Annotated in this window: 16 protein-coding genes; 7 read left to right on the plus strand and 9 right to left on the minus strand. The window is 69.2% G+C overall.

The genetic code is table 11. The annotated features are described in order from the left end of the window. Window positions 1–191: 191 nt before the first annotated feature. Window positions 192–1,790, plus strand: a complete 1,599-nt coding sequence (locus tag CLV54_RS04255; protein ID WP_100343740.1) for an ABC-F family ATP-binding cassette domain-containing protein — start codon at window positions 192–194, stop codon at window positions 1,788–1,790. Window positions 1,791–1,820: 30 nt separating this feature from the next. Here the strand turns inward: CLV54_RS04255 and CLV54_RS04260 are convergent, their stop codons facing one another. From CLV54_RS04260 to CLV54_RS04270, 3 genes are read right to left on the minus strand one after another with little or no spacing between them, the layout of a single operon-like run. Beyond that, entirely contained in the window at window positions 1,821–2,666 is an 846-nt protein-coding gene (locus tag CLV54_RS04260) for an SURF1 family cytochrome oxidase biogenesis protein (protein ID WP_100343741.1), read from the minus strand. Continuing rightward, on the minus strand, window positions 2,663–2,929 hold the full coding sequence (locus CLV54_RS04265; RefSeq protein WP_100343742.1) for a hypothetical protein: 267 nt from the start codon (window positions 2,927–2,929) through the stop codon (window positions 2,663–2,665). Before CLV54_RS04265 ends, CLV54_RS04260 begins: the two co-directional genes overlap by 4 nt. Next, window positions 2,926–3,309, minus strand: coding sequence for a DUF3099 domain-containing protein (locus CLV54_RS04270; protein WP_100343743.1), 384 nt, complete (start codon window positions 3,307–3,309; stop codon window positions 2,926–2,928). Before CLV54_RS04270 ends, CLV54_RS04265 begins: the two co-directional genes overlap by 4 nt. A 132-nt stretch (window positions 3,310–3,441) precedes the next feature. Here CLV54_RS04270 and CLV54_RS04275 point away from each other — a divergent pair, with 132 nt between their 5' ends. After that, entirely contained in the window at window positions 3,442–4,188 is a 747-nt protein-coding gene (locus CLV54_RS04275) for a beta-ketoacyl-ACP reductase (protein WP_100343744.1), read from the plus strand. 47 nt (window positions 4,189–4,235) lie between these two features. On the opposite strand, the gene CLV54_RS04280 is transcribed toward CLV54_RS04275, so the two are convergent. The 3 genes from CLV54_RS04280 to glgC form a co-directional block, all read right to left on the minus strand. Next, the gene (locus tag CLV54_RS04280; protein ID WP_100343745.1) at window positions 4,236–4,787 is read right to left on the minus strand and encodes an AAA family ATPase; all 552 of its coding nucleotides are present in this window, start codon (window positions 4,785–4,787) and stop codon (window positions 4,236–4,238) included. A 112-nt stretch (window positions 4,788–4,899) separates the two neighbouring features. Then, the gene (gene serB, locus CLV54_RS04285; RefSeq protein ID WP_100343746.1) at window positions 4,900–5,565 is read right to left on the minus strand and encodes a phosphoserine phosphatase SerB; all 666 of its coding nucleotides are present in this window, start codon (window positions 5,563–5,565) and stop codon (window positions 4,900–4,902) included. Next, the gene (glgC, locus tag CLV54_RS04290; protein WP_100343747.1) at window positions 5,562–6,803 is read right to left on the minus strand and encodes a glucose-1-phosphate adenylyltransferase; all 1,242 of its coding nucleotides are present in this window, start codon (window positions 6,801–6,803) and stop codon (window positions 5,562–5,564) included. The genes serB and glgC overlap by 4 nt, the downstream gene beginning before the upstream one ends. Window positions 6,804–6,965: 162 nt before the next feature. Between glgC and glgA the strand changes: the two genes are divergently transcribed. The 3 genes from glgA to CLV54_RS04305 all read left to right on the plus strand — a co-directional run bounded on the left by glgA (window position 6,966) and on the right by CLV54_RS04305 (window position 9,294). Continuing rightward, window positions 6,966–8,150, plus strand: coding sequence for a glycogen synthase (gene glgA, locus CLV54_RS04295; protein ID WP_100343748.1), 1,185 nt, complete (start codon window positions 6,966–6,968; stop codon window positions 8,148–8,150). Between the two features lie 9 nt (window positions 8,151–8,159). After that, on the plus strand, window positions 8,160–8,942 hold the full coding sequence (locus tag CLV54_RS04300; RefSeq protein WP_100343749.1) for an ABC transporter ATP-binding protein: 783 nt from the start codon (window positions 8,160–8,162) through the stop codon (window positions 8,940–8,942). Between the two features lie 100 nt (window positions 8,943–9,042). Beyond that, the gene (locus CLV54_RS04305; protein ID WP_100343750.1) at window positions 9,043–9,294 is read left to right on the plus strand and encodes a type B 50S ribosomal protein L31; all 252 of its coding nucleotides are present in this window, start codon (window positions 9,043–9,045) and stop codon (window positions 9,292–9,294) included. 95 nt (window positions 9,295–9,389) lie between these two features. On the opposite strand, the gene CLV54_RS04310 is transcribed toward CLV54_RS04305, so the two are convergent. Next, a complete protein-coding gene (locus CLV54_RS04310) occupies window positions 9,390–10,268 on the minus strand; it encodes a 3'-5' exonuclease (protein WP_100343751.1) in 879 nt (292 codons plus the stop codon). 102 nt (window positions 10,269–10,370) lie between these two features. Beyond that, window positions 10,371–12,080 (minus strand): maltose alpha-D-glucosyltransferase, encoded by a 1,710-nt coding sequence (gene treS, locus CLV54_RS04315; RefSeq protein ID WP_100343752.1) that lies wholly within the window; start codon window positions 12,078–12,080, stop codon window positions 10,371–10,373. Between the two features lie 123 nt (window positions 12,081–12,203). On the opposite strand from treS, the gene CLV54_RS04320 reads away from it, so the two are divergent. Both CLV54_RS04320 and CLV54_RS04325 read left to right on the plus strand, forming a co-directional pair. Next, window positions 12,204–13,121 (plus strand): alpha/beta fold hydrolase, encoded by a 918-nt coding sequence (locus CLV54_RS04320; RefSeq protein WP_100343753.1) that lies wholly within the window; start codon window positions 12,204–12,206, stop codon window positions 13,119–13,121. 2 nt (window positions 13,122–13,123) lie between these two features. After that, window positions 13,124–14,233 (plus strand): glycosyltransferase family 4 protein, encoded by a 1,110-nt coding sequence (locus tag CLV54_RS04325; RefSeq protein WP_100344357.1) that lies wholly within the window; start codon window positions 13,124–13,126, stop codon window positions 14,231–14,233. On the opposite strand, the gene CLV54_RS04330 is transcribed toward CLV54_RS04325, so the two are convergent. Beyond that, complete coding sequence (locus tag CLV54_RS04330) at window positions 14,216–15,043, minus strand: Sir2 family NAD-dependent protein deacetylase (protein ID WP_425430267.1); 828 nt, start codon at window positions 15,041–15,043, stop codon at window positions 14,216–14,218. The genes CLV54_RS04325 and CLV54_RS04330 overlap by 18 nt on opposite strands. Between the last annotated feature and the right edge of the window lie 61 nt (window positions 15,044–15,104).

Here is a 15,104-nt window from a genome sequence, read left to right on the forward strand (position 1 = left end):
ACCGACCCCGCATCGTTTCGATGGCCGTTCGGTGGTGTGCGGTGGCCGTCGTGCGGTCGGAGTTTCGCGCGGGGCAAATATACTGTTGAGTCTGCCCCCACTTTATTGCGCCCCTTGGCGCGCCTGCAGAACCATCACAACCTGCAGAACCGTCGAACCCCGTCGAACCCCATCAGAAATGGACCATGCCTGTGCTGAGTGTGCACGATCTCGAGATCCGTGTAGGCGCGCGCGTGCTCATGGAAGGCGTGAGCTTCCGCGTCGCGGCCGGTGACAAGGTCGGGCTCGTCGGGCGCAACGGCGCCGGCAAGACGACGCTCACGAAGGTTCTCGCGGGGGAGTCGCAGCCCAACACGGGAACCGTCGACCGTTCCGGCGAGATCGGCTATCTGCCCCAGGATCCCCGTTCCGGCAACCCGGAGGATCTCGCCCGCACGCGCATCCTCGACGCCCGCGGTCTCGGCCAGCTCGTGCTCGGCATGCAGAAGGCGACCGTCGACATGGGCAGCAGCGACGAGGCGGTGAGCGCGGCGGGCATGAAGAAGTACGGTTCGCTGACCGATCGCTTCCTCGCCCTCGGCGGGTATGCGGCCGAGGCCGAGGCCGCGTCGATCGCGAGCAACCTCAACCTGCCCGACCGCATCCTCGACCAGCCGCTCAAGACCCTGTCGGGTGGCCAGCGCCGTCGTATCGAGCTCGCGCGCATCCTCTTCTCTGACGCCCAGACCCTCATCCTCGACGAGCCCACGAACCACCTCGACGCCGACTCCGTCGTCTGGTTGCGCGAGTTCCTCAAGGGCTATTCGGGAGGCTTCATCGTCATCAGCCACGATGTCGAGCTCGTGGGGGAGACCGTGAACCGGGTCTTCTACCTCGACGCCAACCGCCAGGTCATCGACATGTACAACATGGGCTGGAAGCACTACCTGCGTCAGCGCGCCGCCGACGAGGAGCGCCGCAAGAAGGAGCGTGTCAACGTCGAGAAGAAGGCCTCCGTGCTGCAGACGCAGGCCGCCAGGTTCGGTGCGAAGGCTAGCAAGGCCGCCGCCGCCCACCAGATGGTGCGTCGTGCCGAGAAGATGCTCTCGGGGCTCGACGAGGTCAGGACCGTCGACCGGGTGGCGAAGCTGCGCTTCCCGACTCCCGCGCCGTGCGGCCGCACTCCGCTCATGGCCTCCGATCTCAGCCGCAGCTACGGTTCGCTCGAGATCTTCACGGCCGTCGACCTCGCGATCGATCGCGGCTCCAAGGTCGTCGTGCTCGGGCTCAACGGTGCGGGCAAGACGACCCTCCTGCGGATCCTCGCGGGCATCGACACCCCGGACACCGGCGCCGTCGAGCCCGGCCACGGCCTGCGGATCGGGTACTACGCGCAGGAGCACGAGACGATCGACGTCAAGCGCAGCGTGCTCGAGAACATGGTGTCCTCCTCGCCGAACCTCACCGAGACCGAGGCCCGTCGCGTGCTCGGCTCGTTCCTCTTCACGGGCGACGACTCGCACAAGCCGGCCGGCGTGCTCTCCGGCGGCGAGAAGACGCGTCTGGCCCTCGCGATGATCGTCGTCTCCGGCGCGAACGTGCTGCTGCTCGACGAGCCCACGAACAACCTCGACCCGGCCAGCCGTGACGAGATCCTCGACGCTCTCGCGCACTACGAGGGCGCCGTTGTGCTCGTGAGCCACGACGAGGGGGCCGTCGAGGCGCTCAACCCCGAGCGCGTGCTCATCCTGCCCGACGGCGTCGAGGACCACTGGAACAAGGACTACCTCGAGCTCATCTCGCTCGCCTGATCGGGCCCGTCGAACTCCCGGCCGTCCGGGTCACCGGCTGCCGAGGATCTCGTCCTCGATCTCGCTGTCGCTGCGCTTGCGTGCGGAGCGGCGCCGCTCGCGTTCGGCCGCCCGCTCGCGTTCCTCGGGGTCGTCGGCGTTGACGGTGCGGTACTCCTGGCGCACCGCGTAGCCGAGGCCGACGAAGGCCATGAGTCCGAAGACGAACCACTGGAAGGCGTAGGAGAGGTGCGGCCCCTCGTCGGGCTGGGGCTTCGTCACGGCCGCGGGAGGCTGGTCCCGGGCCGCGGGGCTCTCCGAGGCGAGAAGACCGTAGGCGCCCGTGTAGGTGTCGGCGCCGACGCGCGCGGCGATGTCGTCGAGCTGGATGGTCGCGATCTGCCCCTCACCGGCCGTGCGGCTCGGGATACTCGGCTCGCCCGCTTTCAGGCGGGCGACCACGGTGACCTCCCCGCTCGGCGGCGCAGGCACCTCGTCTGGCGCGTCCTGGGCGGAGCCGATGGGCAGCCAGCCCCGGTCCACGACGAAGACCGTGCCGTCGTCGAGCTTGAGGGGCGTGAGCACCTCGAAACCCGGATTGCCGTTGAGCGGACGGTTGCGCACGAGCAGCTGCTGGTCGACGAGATAGCTTCCGTGCATCTCGACGGGAAGCCACTTCTGGTCGTCGTCGTCGTACCCGGCGAGATCGGGCAGCGCCTCCGCGACCGGCACCGGATCGGAGTCGTAGTTGTCGGCGACGAGCGCGATCTCGGCGAGAGCCTCGTTGCGGCGGGCGAGCTGCCATACCCCCAGGCCTGCGCAGACGCAGGCGAACAGGATCGTCAGTGCGAGGTACCCCGCCCACCGGCGGGTGAAGGCGAAAGCCCAGCCGTTCATCGTGCGCTCTCGTCTCGGTGCGGGATGGGAACCTGCGGGGTGGGGACAGCTGCCGCATCCAGCGCCGACACGGTCAGCGGGAAGTCTCGCGCGCTCAGGAAGTCCTCGAGAAAGCCCCGGTGCTCGTCGCACGCGAGCCACGTCTTCGTGCGGCCCTCCTCGTGGATGCGGGGGTTGCGCCATTCGATGCGCCATAACGCCGCCTCGCGGCATCCCGCCCGTGAGCACGTGAACTGCTCGAGCGTTCCTCCCAGCTCGATCATGCGGCGCCCCTGCCCGCGCCGTGATCGCCCGTGTTGTGAGGGCCCGTGTTGTGAGGGCCGGTGTCATGAGGGCCCGCAGTGCGAGGGCCGGCGCCGGCGCCGTTGTTCGTCGTGCCGTCCTGCCGGGGCAGTCGCACCATCGCGCCCGGACGCTCGACCGTCGCCGGCTGCACCTTCGCGCCCACATTGGCGATGACGACGGCGAAATAGGGCAGGAAGATCGCGCCTGCCGCCACGACGACGAGCCACCAGCCGCGTACGACCAGCAGGAGCAGCACGCAGACGACACGGATGCTCATCGCGACGGTGTATTTGATCATCCGTGCGCGACGTTCCGCGTCGGGCGACTGCGGAAGGGAGGTGATCGACGGCTGCTTCATGATTGCTCCCCCTAAGCCTACGTCTCGCGCTGCCGGATGAACGCCGGATGAGCGGGGCGGGACGGCTCGGCCTAAGCTGGTGAGGTTGTCGCGCGCCGGAAAGAGGGGCCGCGAACAGGGAGGATTCAGGGCATGACCACAGGCACGAGCGCAGTCGCGGGCACCAGCGCGAGCACACCCAGGACGGTCGTCGTCACGGGAGGGAACCGGGGGATCGGCCACTCGATCGCCGAGGAGTTCGTCGCGGCGGGCCACCGGGTGGCCGTGACCGCGCGTTCGGGCGAGGGCCCCGCGGGCTCCCTCACGGTGCGTGCCGACGTCACCGACAGCGCGAGCATCGATGCGGCGTTCACCCAGATCGAGAGCGAGCTCGGCCCCATCGAGGTCGTGGTGGCCAACGCCGGCATCACGCGCGACATGCTGCTCATGCGGATGGGCGACGACGACTTCGACGCGGTCGTCGACACCAATCTCGGGGGAGCCTTCCGCGTCGTCAAGCGCGCCTCCAAGGGCATGCTCAAACAGCGTTTCGGCCGGATCCTGCTCATCTCGAGCGTCGTGGGGCTCTACGGCTCGGCCGGGCAGGCGAACTACGCGGCATCCAAGAGCGGGCTCGTCGGCTTCGCCCGCTCGATCACGCGCGAGCTCGGCGGGCGTGGGATCACGGCCAACGTCGTCGCCCCTGGCTTCATCGAGACAGACATGACGGCCGAGCTGCCCGAGACCCAGCAGGCCGAGTACAAGAAGGCGATCCCCGCCGGCCGTTTCGCCCAGCCCTCCGAGGTCGCGAAGGTCGTTCTCTGGCTCGCGGGCGACGACGCCGGCTACATCTCGGGCGCGGTCATCCCCGTCGACGGCGGAATGGGCATGGGGCACTAGGCCGTGGGCGCTCCGCTCGCTGCGGGGCGGGCCTGCCCGCGGCGGCCCTAGCCGCCCAGCTCGCTCACGAGCGACTCGAGGACGGACAGCCGCTCGTCTCGGCTGCCGACGAGCTCCACGACCCTCAGGTGCGTGCCGACGAGATCGGGGTCTTCGATGAGATCCATCAGGACGTCGTTCATCGCACTCCTCAGCTCCGGATGCTCGTCGTCGTCGACCTCGATCGGATCCGCGGCGGTGAGCGGGAGCACAACGAGCAGGTCGACATGGCCGAGCGCCTCGGCGGTGATGATCATCGAGCGCTCGAGGAGCTCGGGCGAGCTGGAGGATCCCGCCCACTCGTCGAGGGCCAGCAGGTAGGCGAGGAAGTCGAGCGGACCGCGCTCGGCGATGACGTCGGATGCGACGTCGTCGGAAGCGAGCCGATCCGCCGCGACACGGAGCTGTGTCGCGAACATCGCCGCACTCGGGCGGTCCCACGCCTCATCGATGAGCTCGAACGGATCGGGCAGCACGGTGAAGCCGGGATGGCGAAGGGCGAAGTCGGAGATCAGCGTGCTCTTCCCGCTCGCGTGGCTCCCGGAGACGACTATCCGCATGTCGCAACACTAGCGGTGCATCGCGGCCGGACCGCATCACGCGCTCGACCCGCGCCGAGAGCGTCGTGCGGCCGGGAGCGCCGGCCCGGCGCGGCTGAGGGGAGGCCCGTTCCTAGCCGCGCAGGCCGAGGAGCGGCAGGAGCGTCGTCATGTCGATCGTGTCGACGACGACGTTCGCCTCGTCGCGCACCGGCGCCTTGCCGTTGAACGACACCGCGAGACCGGCGATCGCCATCATCGTGAGATCGTTGGCGCCGTCTCCGACCGCGATCGTCTGGCGGAGAGGGATGCGCATGTCGGCCGCCCACTCGCGCAGGGTCTGCGCCTTCGCCTGCGCGTCGATGACCGGGCCGACGAGACCGCCCGTGAGCCGGTCGTCGGCGAGCTCGAGGCGGTTGGCGCGCCAGTGGTCGAGCCCCAGCTGCTCGCCGAGCGGGTCGAGGATCTCGTGGAAGCCGCCGGAGACCACCCCGACGCGCCCACCCGCAGCGTGCACGGCCTCGATCATCTCCGGCACGCCGGGCGTGACGACGACGCGCCGCCCGGCCTGTTCGAAGGCCTCCGAGCCGAGTCCCGCGAGGGTCGCGGTGCGCGCCCGCAGGCTCTCCTCGAAGTCGAGACGGCCGTTCATGGCCTCCTCGGTGATCCGAGCCACCTCGTCGAGACTGCCCGCCGCCTCGGCGAGCAGCTCGATCACCTCGTTCTGGATGAGCGTCGAGTCGGCGTCGAGCACGACGAGGAAGCGGGGGGAGCCGGATGAACCATCGAGCGCGCTCATGGAACGACGTGCACTCCCTTGCCGACGACGGTGATGCCGGATTCGGTGACCGTGAAGCCGCGTGCCCTGTCGCGGGCGGGGTCGACGCCGATGCCCGCGCCGGAGCCGACGACGACGTCCTTGTCGAGGATGGCGCGGCGCACGATCGCGTCGGGCTCGACCCGCACGCGGTCGAAGAGCACCGAGTTGACGACCTGGGCTCCCGACTCGAGCAGCGACCAGGGGCCGAGGACACTGCGTTCGACGTGCGCGCCCGAGATGAGGCATCCGAGGGACACGATCGAGTCGATCACGGTTCCCAGGTTGCCGCGGGCGTCGCGCACGAACTTCGCCGGCGGCGAGTTGAGCTGCTGGCTGAAGATCGGCCACTCGCGGTTGTAGAGGTTGAACACCGGGAGCGTGGAGATGAGGTCTTGATGGGCGTCGAAGAAGGAGTCGATCGTTCCCACGTCGCGCCAGTAGTAGCGGTCGCGGTCGGTCGCCCCGGGCATGTCGTTGCGCTGCAGGTCGTAGACGCCCGCCTCGCCGCGCCCCACGAAGTAGGGCACGATGTCGCCGCCCATGTCGTGGTTCGAGTCGGTGCGCTCACCGTCGCGCTCGACGGCCTCGATGAGGGCGTCGGCGTCGAAGACGTAGTTGCCCATCGAGGCGAGCACCTCGTGCGGCGCGTCGGGCAGTCCCTGCGGCTCGAGCGGCTTCTCGAGGAAGGCCGCGATGCGTGTGGGGTCGTTCTCGTCGACCTCGATGACCCCGAACTGGTCGGCGAGCGAGATCGGCTGGCGGATGGCGGCGACCGTCGCCTTGGCCCCCGAGGCGATGTGTGCCTCGATCATCTGGCTGAAGTCCATGCGGTAGACGTGATCGGCGCCGACCACGACGACGATGTCGGGCTTCTCGTCGCGCAGCAGGTTGAGGCTCTGCAGGATCGCGTCGGCCGATCCGCTGAACCAGCGCTTGCCGAGCCGCTGCTGCGCCGGCACCGAGGCCACGTACGAGTTCAGCAGCCCCGAGAGGCGCCAGGTCTGCGACACGTGCCTGTCGAGGCTGTGCGACTTGTACTGCGTGAGCACGACGATCTGGGTGAGCCCGGAGTTGATGAGGTTCGAGAGCGCGAAATCGATGAGGCGATACTGGCCCGCGAACGGGACCGCGGGCTTCGCCCGGTCGACCGTGAGCGGCATGAGCCGCTTGCCCTCCCCACCGGCGAGGACGATGCCGAAGATCTTTGATGCCACCATGCGTCCAGCCTAGATCGCCGGGCGGTGATGACCTACCGCCGACGCGATGCTTGACGTGGCGGCGGCCCTGTGCGTGAGCGCTGCGCAAGCGCCCGGCAGCCGGCCCGACCCCGTCGGCCATCCGGCTCGACGCTGCGCTCGGCGCTGTACTAGCTTTGCAGCATGCGCGTAGACCTGCTGACCAAGGAGTATCCGCCCGAGATCTACGGGGGAGCGGGGGTTCACGCCGCCGAGCTCGTGAAGGCCCTGCGTGTCGACACCGAGGTCGTCGTGCGCTGCTTCGGCGCCCCCCGCGACGAGCCGGGCACCCATGCCTACCGGGTGCCGGCCGAGCTGCAGGGCGCCAACGGCAGCCTCGAGACGCTCGGGGTCGACCTGCAGATCGCCCAGGATGCCGCGGGCGCCGACATCGTGCACTCGCACACCTGGTACGCGAACGGCGCGGGCCATCTGGCCAAGCTCCTGCACGGCATCCCGCATGTCGTCACCGCCCACAGCCTCGAGCCCCTGCGTCCGTGGAAGGCCGAGCAGCTCGGCGGCGGCTACCGCGTCTCGAGCTGGATCGAGAAGACGGCCTTCGAGAGCGCGGATGCCGTGATCGCGGTGAGCGACGGCATGCGTCGCGACATCCTGCGCTCCTATCCGGCGCTCGACCCGCAGCGGGTGCAGGTCGTCTACAACGGCATCGACCTCGAACGGTGGATGCCGCGACCCGACGACGAGCTCGTGCGATCGTTCGGCATCGACCCCGACCGCCCCTCCGTCGTCTTCGTGGGCAGGATCACCCGTCAGAAGGGCCTGCCCTACCTGCTGCGCGCCGCCGCCGCGCTTCCGGAGGACGTGCAGCTCGTGCTGTGCGCGGGAGCCCCGGACACCCCGGAGATCCTCGCAGAGGTCAGGGAGCTCGTCGGGCAGCTGCAGAGCGAGCGCGCGGGCGTCGTCTGGATCGAGCGGCTGCTTCCGCAGCCGGAGCTCTCGAGCATCCTGACCGCCGCGACGGTCTTCGTCTGCCCGTCGGTCTACGAGCCCCTCGGGATCGTCAACCTCGAGGCCATGGCCTGCGGTGCGCCCGTCGTGGGCACGGCGACGGGAGGCATCCCCGAGGTCGTCGACGACGGCGTCACGGGTCGTCTGGTGCCGATCGAGCAGTTGCAGGACGGCACGGGGACCCCGGTCGATCCCGACCGTTTCGTCGCCGATCTCGCGGCGACCCTCACCGAGGTCGTGAGCGACCCGGAGACGGCCGCGCGGATGGGCGCCGCCGGTCGCGCGCGGGCCGAACGGGAGTTCGGCTGGGACCGAATCGCCGCCCGCACGAAGGACGTCTACGCCTCTCTGCTTCGGTAGGCTTGAGGCATGCCCACTGTTCTTCAGCTGTCCGACGTGTCCTTCGTGCGGGACGGAAACACCATCCTCGATTCGGTCACCTGGAAGGTCGACAGCGACGAGCGGTGGGTGATCCTGGGGCCGAACGGCGCGGGGAAGACGACCCTCCTGCAGATCGCCGCGGCGCTCGTGCACCCGAGCTCGGGCAAGGCCGAGGTGCTCGGCGACCGGCTCGGCACGGTCGACCTCTTCGAGCTGCGGCCGCGCATCGGCTTCGCCTCGAGCGCGATGGCCAAGCGCATCCCCGCGCACGAGAAGGTCATCGACGTCGTCATGACGGCCGCGTACTCGGTCACCGGCCGTTGGAACGAGAGCTACGAAGACATCGACCTGCGCCGCGCCCAGCGGGTGCTCGCCGAGTGGCGGCTCGACCACCTGGCCGAGCGCACTTTCGGTCACCTGAGCGACGGCGAGCAGAAGCGCGTGCAGATCGCCCGCGCGGTCATGACCGACCCCGAGCTGCTGCTGCTCGACGAGCCGGCGGCGAGTCTCGACCTCGGCGCCCGCGAGGAGCTGCTGCAGCTTCTCGGCGGCTACGCGAGCGCTCCCGACTCGCCCGGCATCGTCATGGTGACCCACCACGTCGAGGAGATCCCGCTCGGCTTCGACAGCGCGCTGCTCATCGCCGACGGCGGGATCGTCGCCGCGGGCCCGATCGCCGAGGTCGTGACGTCGCAGAACCTGAGCACGACGTTCGGGCTGCCGATCGAGCTGAGCGAGTCGAACGGCCGGTACGCGGCGCGAGCCGTCTGAGCTGCGCGGGCGCCCACCTGATCTGCTAAGATAGGTAGCTGGCCCGCGGGCCTGAGAACTTCACTACACGTATTTACCGACAGCACCTGAGGAACATCTGATGAAGACTGGCATCCACCCCGAGTACGCCCCCGTGGTCTTTCGCGACCTCGCTTCGGGCGCCACGTTCCTGACCCGTTCGACGGTGGGCAGCTCGAAGACCATCGAGTGGGAAGACGGCAACACCTACCCCGTCATCGACGTCGAGATCTCCTCCGAGTCGCACCCGTTCTACACGGGCAAGCAGCGCATTCTCGACTCGGCCGGCCGCGTCGAGAAGTTCAACTCGCGCTACAAGAACTTCGGCAAGTAGAAGTCGGGCGGGCTCGTCCCGCCGGCAGAAAAGGCAGTCGGTTCGCCGACTGCCTTTTCTGCGTTAACCTCCCGCTTACGCGTCAACCCCGTACGTCACGCGAACGGCCGCTCCGGCCATGACCCGGATGCCGTGAAGCTCGGGTCTTTCGTGCGGCGCATGTAGTCCTGGAAGCTCTCGGCCTGCTCGTGGAACCACTCCACCTGGCGGTCGTGGAGCTCGGCGGCGGTGAGTGCGAAGATCTCGGCGTTGACGCGGGCGATGGCCTGAGCGACCCGCCCGGCGGCGATCGCGTCGGCTCCCGCGTCGTGGGCATCGGTGAGGGGCACGCCGTAGAACTCGGCCGCGGCCTCGAGCGTGCGCTTGCCCTTGCGGTAGCGGTCGACGGCCTTGTCGATGACGAGGGGATCGATGATGGGCAGCGGGGCCTCGAGCGGAGGCACGCCGTAGCGGCGGGCCTCGCGGTTGAGCAGCGTGAAGTCGTAGGGGGCGTTGTAGGCGACGACGGCGATGCCGCGCAGGAAGATCGAGGCGATCGTCTCCACGATCTCGGAGACGCCCGTGCCCGCGGGCATCCCGGCGAGCCGCGCGTGCTCGGTCGTGATGCCGTGCACGTTCGTCGCCTGCTCGGGGATGTCGATGCCGGGGTCGAGCAGCCAGTCGCGCCTCTCGACGACCGCCCCGGTCTCGTCGATGAGGCCGACGTGCGCCGTCACGATCCGGCTCGTCTCGACGTCGATGCCTGTGGTCTCGAGATCGAAGACCCCGAGCAACCCGGACCAGTGCGCGGCGCTCTGTGCGCTCGAGCTCTGTGCATTCGAGCTCTGCGCGCTTGAACTCGGTGCGTTCGAGCTCCGTTCGTCCCGTCCCGGGTCGTCCAGCTCCAGACCGCTGAGCTGCACGCTCGCGGTCTCGAAGCCGGCGGCCCCTTCCCTCTGGAGGTCGGTCGTCTCGTAGCCCTTGCCGTCGTTCATCCTGTCACTCTACGGCGGACCACCGTCATCCTCGGGCACGACGGGCGGGGCTGTGCAGGGAGCGTGCCGCAGCGTCCGCCGTCGCAGCCGTTCAGCACCCGTCTAGCGGTCGGCACGGCCCACGTGCAGCCAGTAGAAGTTCTGGGTGCCGAGGGTCAGGGTGAGCACGCCGTCGTCGCTGAAGCTCGGGAAGACGCTGCCGCCGAACAGGTCGTAGAGGCGCGCGCCGCCGAAGTCCTCGTCGTCGATCGTGACCGCGACGGGGTTGTGCGCGAAGCTGAAGACGCACAGCACGTCTTCGGGCTGGTCGCCGAACTGCGAGCCCGATCCCTCGTAGCTGCGCACGAAGGCGAGCACCGACTCGTGGTTGGTGCGCAGCACGCGGATCGAGCCGAGGCCGAAGGCGGGATGCGCCTTGCGCACGTGGATGACGTTGCGGATCCAGTGCAGCAGCGAGCCCGACTGCGCGAGCTGCGACTCCACGTTGATCTGGTTGTAGTGGTACACGAGCGACTGCACGACGGGCAGGTAGAGCTTGCCCGGGTCGGCGGAGGAGAACCCCGCGTTGCGGTCGGGCGTCCACTGCATGGGCGTGCGCGAGCTGTCGCGATCGGGCAGCCAGATGTTGTCGCCCATGCCGATCTCGTCGCCGTAGTACAGGAACGGGCTGCCCGGGAGCGAGAAGAGCAGCGCGTGCGCGAGCTCGAGCTCGGCGCGCGAGTTGTCGAGCAGCGGCGCGAGACGACGGCGGATGCCGATGTTCGCCCTCATACGCGGATCGTAGGCGTACCAGCCGTACATGGCCTGCCGGTACTCCTCCGAGACCATCTCGAGGGTGAGCTCGTCGTGGTTGCGCAGGAACACGCCCCAGCCGGCCCGCTCCGGGATGTCCGTCGTCTCCGAGAGCACGCGCACGAGCTCGGTGGCCTGCTGGGAGCGCAGCGAGTAGAAGATCCGGGGCATCACGGGGAAATCGAAGGCCATGTGGCACTCGGGCTCGTCCTCGGTGCCGAAGAACGCGGCGACCTCGCGCGGCCACTGGTTCGCCTCGGCGATCATCACACGGCCGGGGTAGTCGCGGTCGACCATGGCGCGCAGGCGCTTGAGGAACTCGTGGGTGGGCGGCTCGCCCTCGCCGTTGCCCTCGTCCGACTCGTAGAGGTAGGGCACGGCATCCAGGCGGAAGCCGTCGACGCCCATGTCGAGCCAGAACCGCACTATCTCGAAGACGGCGTCGTGCACGGCCGGGTTGTCGAAGTTGAGGTCGGGCTGGTGCGAGAAGAAGCGGTGGAAGAAGAACTGCCGCCGCACGGGGTCGAAGGCCCAGTTCGACTCCTCGGTGTCGGTGAAGATGATGCGGATGTTGGGGTACTTCTCGTCGCTGTCGCTCCACACGTAGAAGTCGCCGTACGGCCCCTCCGGCTCCTCGCGGGACTGCTGGAACCAGTCGTGCTGATCGGAGGTGTGGTTGAGGGGCAGGTCGATGACGACCCGCATGTTGCGCTCGTGGGCCTTCGTCACGAGGTCTTTGAACTCCTCGAGCGTGCCGAACTCGGGAAGGATGGCGCGGTAGTCGGCGACGTCGTAACCGCCGTCGCGCAGGGGCGAGGTGAAGAACGGCGGCAGCCAGAGGGCGTCGACGCCCAGCCACTGCAGGTAGTCGAGCTTCGAGATGAGCCCCTGCAGATCGCCCGAGCCGTCGCCGTTGCTGTCGACGAAGGAGCGGACCATGACCTCGTAGAAGACGGCACGCCGATACCACTGAGGATCCAACGTCAGGCCGGGCAATTGGATGGGTGCGGTGAAGCTCACTCTGCTCCTCGTCACTGTTGTGGCGTCTGTGGCGTCGCCGGCGATTCGCGGCAGTTCTTCGAGTCTAAGACGCCCGCGGGGTGCGCTGTCCATACCAATCAGCGCGCCTAGACTTGGACGACGATGACCGTGCCCTCGCCCTATCACGAACTCCTCGACCGGATCCCGGTGCGAGCGGAATCGCTTTCCCTCGACGGCGGTCTCACCCGCTACTGGGTCTACGGCGACGCGGATGCCCGCACGACGATCGTCATGGTGCACGGCTTCCGAGGCGATCACCACGGTCTCGAGCCCGTCGTCGCGCAGCTCGGCTCCGACTACCGCATCATCTCGCCCGACCTGCCCGGTTTCGGGGAGTCGACGCCCCTGCCCGGCAGAACGCACGACATCGACACCTACGCGCGCTGGCTCGACGACTTCGTGCAGGCGCTGGGCCTCAACCGCGCCCGCACGATTGTGCTCGGGCACTCCTTCGGCTCGATCGTCGTCTCCGCAGCCCTCGCGGCGCCCTCCGGCACCATCGCGGGATCGGTGCGCTCCGTCATCCTCGTGAACCCGATCGCCGCACCCGCCCTCGCCGGGCCGCGCGGCATCCTGACGAAGCTCGCCGTCTTCTACTACCGCCTCGGCGCGGCGCTTCCCGAGAGGCTCGGCTTCGGGCTGCTGCGCAACCGCGCGATCGTGCGGGTCATGAGCGTGACGATGGCCAAGACCGGCGACCGAGGCCTGCGGCGCTGGATCCACGACCAGCACGACCGCTACTTCTCGGCCTTCGCCAATCGCCGGGTCGTGCTCGAGGCGTTCGAGGCCTCGGTGAGCAACGACGTGAGCGAGTACGCGGAGCGCATCACCCTGCCGACCCAGCTCATCGCCGCCGACAGAGACGACATCACCCCGGTCGCGGCCGAGCGCCGGCTCGCGACCCTGTTCCCCGACGCGCGGCTGCACGTGATCGAGGGCGTCGGCCACCTCATCCACTACGAGGCGCCGGCCGAGGCGGCAGGTGTCATCGAGGGCTTCATCGCCGAGGTGCGAGCGTGAGCCTGCGGATCGTCTTCGACTGCCGGTACACGCGATTCGACCGGCACGACGGCATCAGCCGCTACACCTCGAGCCTCGTGGAGGCGCTCGGCAGGCTGCATCCGGTGATCATGCTCATCAACGACCACCGTCAGCTCGCGCTGCTGCCCGATCTGCCCTGGGAGCTCGTGAGTGCGCCGACGAGCGCGCGCGAGCCCTTCGTGGCCCGGCAGGTCAACCGCCTGAAGCCGGATGTCGTGTTCAGCCCCATGCAGACGATGGGCTCGTTCGGCCGCCGCTACCGCCTCGCGCTCACCGTGCACGACCTCATCTACTACCGCAACCGCACGCCCCCGCGCGAGCTGCCTCAGGCGATCCGCCTGCTGTGGCGGCTGTACCACCTCGCCTGGTGGCCGCAGAGGATGCTGCTGAACCGCTCGGACGCCGTCGTGACGGTGTCGCAGACGACCGAGTCGCTCATCGAGGAGCACCGCCTGACGCGGCGGCCGATCACGGTCGTGCGCAACGCGGCGGGGCGGGCACGGGTGCCGTCGGGGGCAGCCGATCGCTCGGCGGGACCGCTGAGCAGGAGCCTCGTCTACATGGGCTCGTTCATGCCGTACAAGAACGTCGAGACGCTCGTGCGCGTCGCCGGGCGCCTGCCCGACTACGAGCTGCACCTCATGAGCAGGGTGGGCGACGCCGATCGCGAGCGTCTGCGCCGCGTGGCTCCGGGCGCTCGGCTCGTCTTCCACGACGGCGCGAGCGACGAGGAGTACCGCGCGGTGCTCTGGAACGCCACGGCACTCGTGAGCGCGTCGCTCGACGAGGGCTTCGGCATCCCGCTCGTCGAGTCGATGTCGCTCGGCACGCCGGTCGTCGTCAGCGACATCCCGATCTTCCGCGAGATCGGGGGAGAGGCCGCGCTCTTCGCGGAGCCGCACGACGACGCGGCGTTCGCGACGGCGATCCGCTCCCTCGAGAGCCCCGACGAGTGGCTCGCGCGCTCGGATGCCGCGAGGGCCCGGGCAGCGCTTTTCGACTGGGACGCCTCGGCCGAGGCGCTGCTCGAGCTGCTCAGCGAGCTGGGCGCGAGGTCTGGACGAGGCTCGGGCTCAGACCGCCGCCGCTGAGAGGCTGAGCCGGCCGAGCCGTTCCGACACCGCCAGGAGCGTCTCCGAGGTTCCCGCGTCGACCTTGATGGTCGCGCGCCCGTCGCCCCGGGTCGCCCCGCGGTTGACGATGACGATCGGCATACGCCGGCGCCGGGCCTGTTCGAGCAGGCGGATGCCGGAGTTGACGACGAGCGACGAGCCCGCGATGAGCAGCACGTCGGAGGCGTGCACGAGCGCCTTCGCCTCGGCGAACTTCTCGGTCGGGATGAACTCGCCGAAGAAGACGACGTCGGGTTTGAGGATGCCGCCGCACACCGAGCAGGTGGGAACGACGAACTCGTCGACCCGGGTGACCTCCGCGTCGCCGTCGGGGGCCATGACGACGGAGTCGGGCAGCTCGATCCACGGGTTGGCGGCGAGGATGCGGTCGGAGACGCTCTCGCGGGCGAAGGTCTGGCCGCAGTGCAGGCAGCTCACCTGGTCCATCGAGCCGTGCAGGTCGACGACGTGACGGGAGCCCGCGCGCAGGTGCAGGCCGTCGACGTTCTGGGTGATGACCCCCGCGACGACGCCGCGCTGCTCGAGCTCGGCGAGGGTCGTGTGCCCGACGTTGGGGCGCGCGGCCGAGAACGCGCGCCAGCCGAGGTGGCTGCCCGCCCAGTAGCGCCTGCGGAAGCTCTCGGAGGCGAGGAACTGCTGCACGGTCATCGGGGTGCGCTGGGGCGCACCCTCGCCGCGGTAGTCGGGGATGCCGGAGTCGGTGCTGAGACCCGCCCCCGTCACGACCGCGGTGCGCTTGCCGGCGAGGATGTCGGAGATCCGCTCGATCTCGTCGTCGCTCGGTCGACGCGCGGATGACCCGCCCACGTCCGTCGCTGTGATCGTCGAC

This window comes from Compostimonas suwonensis, assembly GCF_002797855.1.
Lineage (GTDB): Bacteria > Actinomycetota > Actinomycetes > Actinomycetales > Microbacteriaceae > Compostimonas > Compostimonas suwonensis.

Excerpts from the sequence above, each read along its gene's own strand:
- CLV54_RS04275 (WP_100343744.1), top strand. The coding sequence starts at position 3,442 with ATGACCACAGGCACGAGCGCAGTCGCGGGCACCAGCGCGAGCACACCC.
- glgA (WP_100343748.1), top strand. The coding sequence starts at position 6,966 with ATGCGCGTAGACCTGCTGACCAAGGAGTATCCGCCCGAGATCTACGGG.
- CLV54_RS04305 (WP_100343750.1), top strand. The coding sequence starts at position 9,043 with ATGAAGACTGGCATCCACCCCGAGTACGCCCCCGTGGTCTTTCGCGAC.
- CLV54_RS04270 (WP_100343743.1), bottom strand. The coding sequence starts at position 3,309 with ATGAAGCAGCCGTCGATCACCTCCCTTCCGCAGTCGCCCGACGCGGAA.
- CLV54_RS04265 (WP_100343742.1), bottom strand. The coding sequence starts at position 2,929 with ATGATCGAGCTGGGAGGAACGCTCGAGCAGTTCACGTGCTCACGGGCG.
- CLV54_RS04320 (WP_100343753.1), top strand. The coding sequence starts at position 12,204 with ATGACCGTGCCCTCGCCCTATCACGAACTCCTCGACCGGATCCCGGTG.
- glgC (WP_100343747.1), bottom strand. The coding sequence starts at position 6,803 with ATGGTGGCATCAAAGATCTTCGGCATCGTCCTCGCCGGTGGGGAGGGC.
- serB (WP_100343746.1), bottom strand. The coding sequence starts at position 5,565 with ATGAGCGCGCTCGATGGTTCATCCGGCTCCCCCCGCTTCCTCGTCGTG.
- CLV54_RS04300 (WP_100343749.1), top strand. The coding sequence starts at position 8,160 with ATGCCCACTGTTCTTCAGCTGTCCGACGTGTCCTTCGTGCGGGACGGA.
- CLV54_RS04310 (WP_100343751.1), bottom strand. The coding sequence starts at position 10,268 with ATGAACGACGGCAAGGGCTACGAGACGACCGACCTCCAGAGGGAAGGG.
- CLV54_RS04260 (WP_100343741.1), bottom strand. The coding sequence starts at position 2,666 with ATGAACGGCTGGGCTTTCGCCTTCACCCGCCGGTGGGCGGGGTACCTC.
- CLV54_RS04280 (WP_100343745.1), bottom strand. The coding sequence starts at position 4,787 with ATGCGGATAGTCGTCTCCGGGAGCCACGCGAGCGGGAAGAGCACGCTG.